The 12736-nt window shown below is 53.0% G+C and carries 4 protein-coding genes; all 4 read left to right on the forward strand.

What is annotated here, in order from left to right:
* The first annotated feature begins 47 nt into the window (after positions 1–47).
* The gene (locus BJL95_RS09120) at positions 48–1361 is read left to right on the forward strand and encodes a dicarboxylate/amino acid:cation symporter (RefSeq protein ID WP_064031424.1); all 1314 of its coding nucleotides are present in this window, start codon (positions 48–50) and stop codon (positions 1359–1361) included.
* A 549-nt stretch (positions 1362–1910) separates the two neighbouring features.
* Positions 1911–2600 (forward strand): thioesterase II family protein, encoded by a 690-nt coding sequence (locus BJL95_RS09125; RefSeq protein WP_071157326.1) that lies wholly within the window; start codon positions 1911–1913, stop codon positions 2598–2600.
* Between the two features lie 35 nt (positions 2601–2635).
* Positions 2636–2851: an MbtH family NRPS accessory protein gene (locus BJL95_RS09130; protein WP_197471882.1), complete on the forward strand. Its 216-nt coding sequence runs from the start codon at positions 2636–2638 to the stop codon at positions 2849–2851.
* 76 nt (positions 2852–2927) lie between these two features.
* Positions 2928–12734: a type I polyketide synthase gene (locus BJL95_RS09135; protein WP_071157328.1), complete on the forward strand. Its 9807-nt coding sequence runs from the start codon at positions 2928–2930 to the stop codon at positions 12732–12734.
* Positions 12735–12736: the final 2 nt, after the last annotated feature.

The raw sequence follows: 12736 nt of genomic DNA on the forward strand, positions 1-12736 counted from the left end.
GGGCGGGCAGCCTCCGTCGCTAGGGAATACGGTATTTATTAACAACAATGTGTTTATTTAAGCGGTTTTTTTTAAAAATAGCCTCATTTAAGCCTCAAAAAACCTGGTTGCTGAGTCCGTGGGTGATCTTTGGCGGTGTTTTTTCCGGTGTGGCTATTGGCATATTCGATAAGTCGTTAGCTGGGCAACTGCTTCCGATAGGTACCTTATATTTAAGGTTGCTGCAGATGTTGGTATTGCCGATTCTGATATCGGCAGTGATATCCGGTCTGGGTAATTTGTTTGTTTCGGGCATAAAAAAAAGCCAGCTTTCGAGGCTGGGTAGTTTTTTGTTTTTAGGCTTGGTTATTGCCAGCAGCGTAGGCGTGGCGTTCGGGGTTCTTGGGCATCCTGGGGACGGATTGCAACACGATGCCCAAGTTACGCTGGGTAAGACTATTAATCGTTCAGAATTGAGTGTAACGGCGCCGCCGGAAGTCCAAAAGCCGACTGTTTTTTCCTATGCTCAAGCGATCATTCCGGAGAATATCTTTAGCTCGCTCGATAGAGGCGACACGTTGGCAATTTTGTTTTTTTCGATACTGATCGGTATTAGCATGGGTATGATAGATACCGAAGCCAATAAAACCGCTTTGGCGGTAGTGAATGCGTTTTACCATGTGTTTTTATCTATTATCGGCTGGATGATGCATTTATTGCCGTTTGGTTTGTTATGCCTATTTGCCGGACAAATTGCCCAAGTGGGTATCGATATCGTTTGGGCCACCGTTAAATTGATACAATATCTTTATATCGCATGCGTGGTTACGATAATCGTTTACAGTGTAATTATTTGGTGGAAATTAAAACACAGATTATCTTATTGGCAAACGGTTTCCGGATTGCGGCAGCCTATGATTGTCGCGTTGGGTACCGCTAGCAGTTTCGCCACTATTCCTTCCGCATTGGCTGCTTTGAAAGATAATTTGCAAGTTGATGAAAATGTTTCGGATTTGATTGTTCCGTTAGGGGCTACGATCAATCCTCCGGCATCTGTATTGCAATTTGCGATATCCAGCATTTTCATTGCGCAAATCTATGGTGCGGAGCTTGGTTTTGAGCAACTTTTGATTATTTTTATGGGATCGATACTGGCCGGCGTGGCTTCGTCGAGTGCGCCAAGTATGGTGGCTTTGAGTATGATCGCGATGATTCTTGATCCGTTGGGATTACCGAGCAGTGTAGCTATCATTCTGCTCATTGCAATTGATCCCGTTGTCGATCCGATAGTGACCGCACTTAATGTGCAAGCCAATTGTGCGTTGGCGGTATCGTTATCGGAAACCGATAGCGACGTCACCTGTACTCCGGCTCGGGTTTAGCTCGCTTTAGTGATCACGATTTCCGCGTTGGCGCGGTTCGGGTTTTCTAGTAGCCGATCACTATTTTGATCCAATATGGATTGTGGATAATTGGGTAATATGGAAGGCGGTTTTCTGGGAATTGAAGCGGAAAAACGGTTTCCCGAGTATAGACTTTCGGCGGACTGACTAAGAATGATTATTCTCCATTTCGGAAGAAGGTATGGTGCTAGTCAAGTACGCGGTTATTCGCCAGTAACAAACGTTAGTGATTCGGCGTTGGTTAAATGGCAAATCTATGACGGATTGCCGGGTGGGTTAGGTGGTCGGTAATTTGAATTTTGTGCTGAACCCGTGACCAGTGTAATTCAAGGTTAAACAATCCGGTATTTGTGTGTGGACTATTTTTTATATACCAGCTATCGAACTTTTCCTAGAGTTGACGAATTGTTGAAAATTATACAGCCGCTTAATTTTTGCTATGTTTTTCAACGACGGTACAAAATTGATTTTTCACCGCTACACAAATTAAGCGGATTGAAGTCTTAACTAGTTAAGGTTGAGGAAGGAATGGAGCTTTTTGCATTTCCATTTGCCGGCGGTAACGAACATTGTTATCGTGAGTTGGGTAATAGTTTAACCGGCATTCGCTTGAATGTTCTGCCGTTGCCGGGGCGGGGCAGCCTGATGTCGCGGCCGTGCATATCCTGTAGCGAGGAAATGGCCGATTACCTTTTCGAACGGATCAAGGATAGCCTACAACGGCCTTACGCCTTTTTTGGTCACAGTATGGGGGCATTTATCGCTTATATGCTCTGCAGGAAGATCGATAGTGAAAATATGCCGTTACCTAAGAAATTGATTTTATCCGGCCGTAGAGCGCCTTCCGTGATCGAAGACGAACCAAAACATAAAATGCCCAGTCAGCGATTTAGGCAAGTATTGCGAGAGCTGGGTGGCATCCCGGATGCGGTTTGGCGGGATGAGGAAATCATGTCGCTGTTCGAACCTATTATTCGATCGGATTTTCAGATGATAGAGACTTATTGTCATCAAAAGCAGAATGCGTTGAATATTCCCGTACATTTGTTTTTAGGCCGCTATGACAATGTTAGCGACGAGCAAGCCCTAGCTTGGCAACTGGAGACTTTGCAGCCGATTGATATTACGTATTTCGATGGAGGTCATTTTTATTTTAAAGATGATGAATTCTTGTTGAAGCAATTGGCCAAAAAGATCATTGACGCGCTGGCGGGCTAAGTTGCGCATCGTATTTTTAAATGACTATATAACTATTGTGGAGATTACTTGTGTTCGACGACGAAAATACAATATTTAGGGTGGTATTGAACCACGAGGGACAATACTCAATTTGGCCGAAAAGCCGCGATTTGCCATCCGGCTGGACAGCCGACGGTACGGAAGGCCTTAAGCAAGTGTGTTTGGATCATATTGAAAAAGTGTGGACAGACATGCGGCCGCTGAGTTTGCGGCGGGCTATGGATCAATAATTAGGCGCTCGGCGAGTTTGACGGGCCGTTTTGGCGGATATTGGCTACGTGCCATTTTTCATCGGAATACGTTGAAATGTTAGAACTGATCAACCGCTATTGTCACGGATTTGTTGCTCTTCCCGTCATACATGGTTTGCGGAAACAAACATTTTTTAGCATTTTCAACGACGGCAAGGCCGTTAGTTTCGATGCTCTGTTAGCGCGTACGCAAGGCAACTCAGGGCATTTGAAAGCCGCGTTGAGGCTACTCGAGTCTTTAGAAATATTGGCGTTGAATCAAACTTATCTAGCGGGTTCTAGGTTTGATTGGCCGGCTCGGCTACCGGATAACTTCGAGTCTTTATTAAGGCTTGATTTTTCTACCGATAGCCAACAGACCATCGACTATTGGTTGGATCAGTCCTTACGGCATTGGTCTACTCAGGATTCGTTGTTGGCCGATTTTCTGGATGGTTTATGGCTACTGCCATTGTTTTTTCAACAAAAACCGGATCGCGACGGTCGGGGTTTCGACGAAACGTTTCATTTTTTAGCTCAGCGCGACCGACTGCGACAGTGTTTTTTAAATAAAGGCTGGATAGAGCGCCAAGCCGAGCGATGGGTTTTCAGTGCCGCCGGTCGGCATTTGTGTGAGCGTATTTTTGTTGCCGGTACGGTGTTTTCCTATCGGCCGATGCTGGCAAATATGGGCGAACTGTTATTCGGCGACGTCGGCAAGGTATTTTGTCGCGACGCGGAAGGCCATGAAAATCATTTGGACCGCTTGTTAAACGTTCAGGCCAGCGGATTTCAGCATGAACGATATTTTAAAGATTGCCAAGCCATCATCGTTGAAATCTTTAATCAAACGCCGATCGAAACTCAGCCCGATTATATTGCCGATATGGGCTGCGGCGACGGCACCTTATTAAAGCGCGTTTATCGGGTCATTCAGAGCCAAACCGAGCGAGGCCGGCAGCTCGATCGCTACCCGTTAATGTTGATCGGCGCCGATTACAATCAAAAGGCGCTATCGGCAACGGCGGCGACCTTGGCTGAATTTCCGCATACAACCATTCAAGCCGACATTGGTAATCCAGCCCGGTTTTTGGCGGATTTACAAGCTGCCGGCATCGCGAATACCGGAAAAATTTTACATATCCGTTCTTTTCTCGATCATGACCGGCCTTACATCGCACCGAAGCTGCAAGATCAATTGCGGCAAAGAGCCGAAGGACGGACGCATGGGGTTTATATCGACAGGGATGGTCAGGCGATCCCCGCAAAGGTGGTTTATCAGAGCCTGGTCGAACATTTGACCCGCTGGTCGGCGATTATCGGCGACAGCGGGGCGATGTTCTTGGAGGTCCACAGCTTGCCGCCCCAGGTGATTGCCCGCTATTTGGATCAATGCGAAAACCTGCATTTCGACGCCTATCACGCCTTTTCGGGGCAGATGTTGGCCGATGCCGACGAGTTTTTATGGGCGGCGGCGGAAAGCGGCTTATTTCCGCGTCTGGCTTATGCTCGACATTATCCTAGAACCCTACCGTTTAGCCGCATTACGTTAAATTGGTTCGAAAAGCGCCCTTATCGGCTGCGGCCCGCATTTAGCGATGACCTGGAAGCCCTGGTCGATCTCGATCAAGCCTGCTGGCCCGTGCATTTAACCGCCGGACGCGACATGATCGCGGCAAGGTTGGCACGTTACCCGCAAGGCCAATATGTGCTCGAACAACAAGGTGAGGTGTTAGGCGCGCTGTATACGCAACGCATTAAAGAGCAGGCGATTCTCGATCAGGCGACTTTCCTGCAATTGCCGCAGCTCCATGATCCTCAAGGCGCGATCCTACAAATTCTGGGTATGAATATTAAGCCCAGCGTTCAACATTTGGGCCTGGGCGATCAAATACTGGATTTTTTATTGTACGTCTGTGGTTTGGACGGTAACTGCGAAGCGGTCGTGGGCATCAGCCGTTGCAAGCAGTTTGCCGAACAGGGCAGTTTGACGATGGAGCAGTATTTGCAAAAATGCCGCGACAGCGGCCAGTGGGATACGGTGCTGCATTTTCACGTCCATCACGGAGCCGAAGTGGTCAAGCCGATTGCCGATTACTGGCCGGATGACGTTGAGAATCAGGGCTACGGCGTTTTAGTTCGGTATTCGATGGCCGAGGCTGAACGCCATTGCCAAGATTCTATAGCGGCGGGTTCCGTTGCCGATGCGGTTTCGAAAGCTAAGATTGTTAACGAAGCGATACGGACGATACTCGGCGAATCCAGAAAAGCGATGTTTTCTCCCGAGCGGGCCCTGATGGAAATGGGCTTGGATTCCTTAGACTTGTTGGAGCTGCGCACGCTGTTAAGCAAGCAATTGGGTGTCCCTTTAGAGCCGATGTTTTTCTTTTCCTACGGCACGGCCAATGCGATCAACGCCTATTTTAACGGCGAATTGGCCAAGCCCTCGGCAATGCCTCCGTTGCTCGGTTTTCCAGAACCGGTTGCAACGGAAAGGCCAGCAGCACAACAGCGGCCGTTCGACATCGCGATTGTCGGCATGGCTTGCCGATTTCCGGGCGGCGTTCGTTCGGCCGATGGCTTTTGGCGGTATTTGCACGCCGGTTTGCATGGTATCGGCCAAGTACCGCTGGAACGTTGGGATTACCGGTCCTACCAGCCCGATGCCAATCCTTACGGCGGTTTTATTGACGATGTCGATCAATTCGATGCCGAGTTCTTCAATGTGACGCCACGAGAGGCGCGTTTAATAGACCCTCAACACCGTTTATTATTGGAAACGGCTTGGGAAACGTTCGAGCAGGCGGGGATTAATCCGCGGTCGGCTCAACAGACCGGGGTGTTCGTCGGTTTATCAGGGCACGATTACGAGTTGCTGGCGGCCGAAAGAAATCGGGATAGACATTACGACGTCTATCATGCCATCGGTAATTCAGCGGCGATGGCCGCTGGACGTTTGGCTTATTTTTTCGGATTTAACGGCCCTGCCGTCAGTGTCGATACCGCCTGTTCCTCGTCGTTGCTGGCGGTCCGGCAGGCTTGTGAAAGCTTGCGTCGCTCCGATTGCCGTTTGGCGTTGGCCGGCGGCGTCAACTTAATGCTGGCGCCCGATTTGACGATGGCCTTTTCCAAAAGTGGCATGCTGGCAGCCGACGGGCGTTGTAAAACCTTTGATGCCGAGGCGGATGGCTATGTGCGCAGCGAAGGTTGCGGTTTAGTGTTGTTAAAACCGTTGGCCGATGCCGTTCGCGATAGGGACCAGATTTTCGCGGTCATCAAAGGCAGCGCCGTCAACCAAGACGGCGCGAGCAACGGCATTACCGCGCCGAACGGTTTGGCACAGGAAGCGCTGATACGGCAAGCCTTGATCGATGCCGAGCTACCGGCTGCGGCGGTTTCGGTGTTGGAGGCGCATGGTACCGGAACGCCACTGGGCGACCCTATCGAGATAGCGTCGGTCGCGAAAATATACGGTGAAGGCCGGACGGCGGACAATCCCTTGGTGATAGGCTCCGTTAAAACCAATATCGGCCACACCGAAGCGGCGGCCGGCGTGGCCGGATTGATTAAATTGTGTTTGGCGCTTAAACATCGATTCATACCGCCGCATCTGCATTTCAAACACCTCAATCCGCGCATTCCGTTGGCCGAAATTCCAGCTAAGGTGCCGTCCGAAGGCATGGATTGGCCCAAACAAGCCGACAGACCCAGAACGGCGGCGATCAGTGCGTTCGGCTTTAGCGGCACCAATGTACATATGATTATTGCCGAGGCCGAGGAAACCGAACGCCCGGAGCCTATAGATTTAGCCTGCGTATTGCCGTTATCGGCGCAAACGCCCGAGGCTTTGCAAGCCTTGGTTCAAGACTATAAACGGTACTTAACGACGGGTAAGTCGCTCAATTTGTTGAGCATCGCCGCGACAGCGGCAACCGGAAGACAGCATTTCGATTTTCGATTAGCGATTGCCGCGGCCAATAGCGAACAGTTGCTGGAGAAATTAAATCATTGCGGTCAAGCAACCTATCCGATACCGGCGTCACGACCGGAAACAGCGTTCTTATTCACCGGCCAAGGCGCGCAATATCTGCAAATGGCGCGGGGACTTTATGCTAGCCGTAGCTATTTCAGGCAGGTTTTTGACCAATGTTCCGAACTGTTCGCCGCTTATCTGGATTGCTCTATCGTCGATGTGTTGTTCGGAGAAGAGGGTTCCGAACAAGCGCTACGGCAAACGGGTTTGACTCAACCGGCTTTATTCACGCTGGAATATGCGTTGGCCAAACAATGGCAGCAATGGGGTGTAGAGCCCGATGTCATGATAGGCCACAGTATCGGAGAATATGCCGCGGCGTGCTTGGCGGGAGTGTTCGACCTGAATCAAGCCGTGATGCTGGTGGTCAAGCGCGGCCAAGTGATGCAAGCGTTACCGGCCAACGGCAAAATGGCGGCGGTCAATTGCCGGCAAGCGCAATTGGCGCCTTTTCTGAATGCCGGCGAAGACGTGGTCATCGCTTGCTTCAACGCCCCGGAGCGGCTGGTGGTATCCGGTTCTGCAAGCGGCGTGGACCGTTTGTTGGAACGCTTAACCGATGCCGGCTTCTCCGCTACCGAGCTAAAAGTGTCCCACGCCTTTCATTCGCCGCTGATGGCGGGGGCTTTGCCCGAATTCAGCCTGGCATTGGCAAAGGTTCAATTCAGTAAGCCGGCGATACGAATCATTTCCTCCTTGTCGGGGCAGGCGGTGAGCGACCAGATGAGCCATGCCGATTATTGGTTGCGGCAAATCGTCGAACCGGTCAATTTTACCGGGGCAATCGACACCTTGCGCCTGAAGGGCAGCGAGCAGATATTGTTGGAAGTCGGACCGAGAAGCGTATTGACGAGCTTGGCCAAACAAATCACCGGCCAAACGGAAAATATCCTGTGCTTGCCGGCCTTGGATCCTGGCGTGGATGACGATCTTAGGGTAGCGGAAAATGTCGGCCGTTTGTACGAGTTAGGCTTGAACATCGATTGGCAGGCGTTTTACCGCGGTCTGCCGTATAACAAGGTTTCGTTACCGACCTATCCGTTTCAGCGGCAACGCTATTGGCTTGACGACGTTTATCGAACAAAGCCGTTGTCGTTAAACACGGCCTATTGCCATCCGTTGCTGGGCCAGGCTATTTCCTCGCCGCTGGCTGACGAATATCAAGCCAGTCTGGGTTTAAGCGACTTGGCTTGGTTGGCCGGCCATGCCGTTGACGAGGACGTGATCTTGCCGATGGCCGCTTATCTCGAAATGGCCGTCGCGGCGGCGGGTACCGGGCTGGCGTTGAAAGAGATTGTCGTCGCTAAAGCCTGCGCCGTTTCCGAAACCGCTTTGACGCTGCATACCGTCAAACAGGCCGATAACATTACCACTTACAGCCGCCAAGACGGCGATTGGCGGCAACATTTCAGCTGCTCGGTCGCCACTATAGAGACTCGTGAAGCGGCCGAGAGGCATTTGGATTTGCCCCAGATACAAGGGCAATTGCAAACGCTATCCAAGGATGATTTTTACCGGCAACAAGCGCTACGCGGTTACCGTTTCGGCGGTTGTTTCCAAAGTTTGGAACAACTCTACCAAGGCCGGGATAGTGCGTTGGCCTATGCCTCTTGCAATCAACCGGGCGCCGGTTACCGCCTGCATCCCGCATTGCTCGACGCCGCGATCCAATGCGCCTTGATGTTGCTGCCTCGGGACGGGGTTCAGCGTTACATGCCGCTCAGTATCGAGCGCTTTGCCTTATGGGGCCAGCCCGGCTCGGCATTATGGAGCTTGGCGAAGCTCGTAAAGCGCTACGACGATGCGCTATTGGTCGATATCGACATTTACGACAGCGAAGGTTTAGCGATTGCCGCCCTCAACGGTGTGATGCTGAAACGGGTCGCCGTGCGAGCCGCTCAATCCAGCCTGCCTATCATGGACGGGCTCTATCGAATCCAGTGGCAACACCAAGAAGCCGTAGCGAGTAAGAGCGAGGTGATTAGCGCCTTGCGGCAAGAGTTTGCGCAGGGACTAAGCTTCGAGGCCGTCAACGGCGCCGGCGGCCGCTTGAATCAAGTCGCGGTGGGGTATTTTCTGCAGGCCTTGGCGCAACTGGGGATGGAACCTTCAAGGGTCTATGCCGATAGCGCCGACTTGATGGCGAGTTCTGGCGTTCAGCGGCGTTTTAGCCGTTTGTTTGGGCGCATGCTCGCCATTTTGCGAGAAGCCGGCTGCATCGACGTGGTCGATGGCGGTTGGCGTTTTCGGCGGACGTTACCTTCATCGGCTAGGGCGTTGGCGGAGCGGTTACGGCTGGAGTATCCGGCGCTGGCGGCGGAAGTCGATTTACTGGCCCGTTGCGGCGAACAACTGGCATCGGTTTGGCGGGGCGAACGCGATCCGTTGCCATTGATTTTTCCGGCGGATAATCCTTCGGCGACCGCTAATTTTTATCGGCACGCGCCGTCGTTTGCCGTGCTGAACCAAGCCTTGGCGGTTGCCGTTGCCCAATTGGCACGTGGCACGGCAACGACGAACACTTGCCGCATCTTGGAAATCGGCGCGGGAACCGGGTCGGCGACTTACCATATTCTGAACGCCCTGGACGCTGAGCGATGCCGCTATACCTTCACCGACGTCTCGCGTTATTTTACCGAGCAGGCCAAACAAGCCTTTGCCGGCCACGTGTTCGTCGATTACCGAATCTTGGATATTGCCGCCGATCCGCAAGCACAGGGTTTCGCGGCTCAGTCTTTCGACATCGTCATTGCTTCCAATGTGTTGCACGCCACGACCGATTTGCATCGCACTTTAAGTCATTGTCGGCAGTTATTAGCCGGCGGCGGACATCTAGTCTTACTGGAAGGCGTGGAAGCAACGCCTTGGATCGATGCGGTATTCGGCCTGACCGAGGGTTGGTGGGCCTTTAACGATAACCTGCGCCGGGATTATCCGTTATTGAATAGCCGGCAATGGCAACAGGCCTTGCAAGATTTGGGTTTGGAGGCCGAATGCTTGGTCGCGGATCATCAGGATGCACCATTTAAACAAGCCTTGGTGTTGGCTTCGGCTCCAAAGCCGGTCGCGAAGACCTGGTTGGTGGCGGGCGATCAAAATGGCTTGGCCGAGCAATTAAGCCGGGTGCTGGAACAGCAGGGCATAGCTTGTTTTCGACTGGTTGCCGGTGAGCAATTTAAACCCTTGGAGTCGAAGCGGTTTGAAATTAACCTGGAGCAAGCTGACGATTACCGGCAAGCGATAGCCGCCATCGAACGCCGCCAGCATATCGACGTCGTGGTCAACTGCTGGCCTTTGTCGTTATCGGCCGCGGAGTCGCGGTCTGGCGAACTGCTGATGGAGAACACGCGTTTTATGAGTGTCGGCGCCTTGTCCTTGATTCAAGCATTACTGGCCGGCGAGCGCCCGGCAAGCCTTTTGTGCCACCTGACCCGGCACTCGCAAAGCATCGATCAACAAGACCAAAGCACTTGCCCGGAAGCAGCAACCCTATGGGGGATCAATAAAGTCAGCTTGTTGGAACACCCCGAATTGAACAGTGTCGTTGCCGATCTTGACGATCAGCCGGCCAGTGCCGCGTTGTTGATACAAGACTTGTTGCAAGGTGCGCTGGAATCGCAGCAGGTTTACCGGAACGGTCACCGTTTCGTGCCCAGACTGGCGGCGATCGACCAACGGAACGGCGCGGAAAGCCAGCGTACCTGGCGGGTAACCGAAGCCAATGCAGGCGCTATCGATGCCCTGCGACTCGTGGAGGTGGCCAACACCGCGCTAGGGCCGCATCAGGTGGAAATCAAGGTTCAGCACGCCGGACTGAATTTTATCGACGTCATGGATGTGCTGGGTTTGCTGCCGTTCGAGCGCGAAGGTTTAGGCATGGAATGCGTCGGAGTGATTAGCCGTTGCGGCGCCGAGGTTGTCGATTTTAGCGTCGGACAGCGGGTGATCGCCCTGGCCGAAGGTGCGTTTACCGATGAACTGATTGCCGATGCTTTTTGCGTCGCCGCATTGCCGGACACGATTCCTTCTTTGGCGGCGGCGACCTTGCCGGTCGCTTTTGTGACCGCCAGCCACGCCTTACTCCAGGTAGCCAAACTGCAGCCCGGGCAGCGGGTGCTGATTCATGCCGCGGCGGGCGGTACCGGCATGGCGGCGGTACAAGTCGCCTTGGCGGCAGGCGCCGAAGTGTATGCGACGGCCAGTGTCGCCAAATGGCCGCAAGTGCGGCAGTTGGGCGTCGAATTAGTGATGAATTCCCGCGACCTGTCGTTCGTCGAGCAAGTCAAGCAGGCAAGCGGCGGCGAAGGCGTCGACGTTGTATTCAATAGCCTGACCGGCGATTTTATTCCGGCGGGCTTGAGCTTGTTGAAAGCGGGCGGTTGCTTTTTAGAGATCGGCAAGCGCGAGCTTTTGACGGACGAACAGTTGGCGGCCTTGGCGCTGGCTGTCGATTATCGGCCGGTCGATGTCAGAGTCTTATGCCAAAGCCAGCCGCGGATGATTCAGCAATTATTGCAAACGGTTATCGCGCATATCGAACGGCAAACCTACCGGCCCTTGCCCTATACCCGCTTCGAGTGGCCGCAAATGCAACACGCTTTCCGGCACATGCAGCAGGCCAAACATGTCGGCAAAATCGTGTTGACCAACCAAGCCAATGTCGACGATTTCGTTTGCGATGCCAATGCCAGTTATCTGATCACCGGTGGCCTGAAAGGGCTGGGTTTGTATAGTGCGCGGTGGTTGGTTGAAAAAGGCGCCAAGCGGTTGTTTTTGCTCGGGCGCTCCGTGCCGACGGAAGCCAACGAAGCCAAAATAACAGAACTGCGGGCTCTGGGTGCCGAGGTTGAAGTCTTGATTGCCGACGTCAGCGACGAGGCGGCCATGCAGGCGGTTTTTCAGCGAATCCGGCAAACCGGCAGACCGTTGAAGGGGATCGTGCATTCGGTTGGCGTGTTGAGCGATGGTGCGTTACGACAACAAAACTGGCAACGTTATCGGACCGTATTGGAGCCGAAAATAACCGGCGCATGGCTATTGCACCGCCTCAGCCAAGCGGACGATTTGGACTTTTTCCTGATGTATTCTTCGGTGGCCTCTTTGCTCGGTAGCGCCGGGCAGTCTAACCATGCCGCCGCCAATGCGTTTTTGGATGCGCTTGCCGCTTACCGGCGGGCGCGGGGCTTGGCTGGACAAAGCATCAATTGGTGCGGCTGGTCGGAAATTGGTTCCGCCGCCGAACTGAAGCTGAGCGACCGGATTCGCAAGGGCTTGGCCGACATTTCGCCGGAGCAGGGCGGGCTTGTTTTAAACGAAGCCCTAAAACGTAACGAGGTACAACTGGCGGCCTTACCCATCGATTGGCCGGTATTCCTGGCCGATGCACCGATGCGGGAGTTTTTTGCGACCTTCGGTACGGAGGCGCCCGCGATTGAAACGGTGCCGGTTGCAAATTCCGGACAATTCGATGCGCAGGCGCTGCGGCGCTTGAGCGAAGCCGACCGCGGCCATAAGCTGAAACAGTTTCTTACCACCGAGTTGGCGGCGGTATTGGGAATGGACTTGGCGCAACTCAATGCCTTGAGTCAACGCCATTCCGGCTTTTTCGATCTTGGGCTGGATTCGCTAACCTCGGTGGAGTTCAAAAATAAGATCAATCACGGCTTGGCGGTCAAATTGCCGGCGTCGGCGATTTTCGACTTTCCGACGATTCAAGCCTTGAGCGGTCATTTAATGTCGCTGCTGGCAAACGACGAACGGGTTGCCGGGACAACCGAAACGGCCGGCGACGAACTGGAGGGGCTGTCCTTGGAACAAGCGGCTGAATTACTGGCGAAGGAATTAGGATAAAT

It is taken from the genome of Methylomonas sp. LWB (assembly GCF_001856095.1).
GTDB lineage: Bacteria > Pseudomonadota > Gammaproteobacteria > Methylococcales > Methylomonadaceae > Methylomonas > Methylomonas koyamae_A.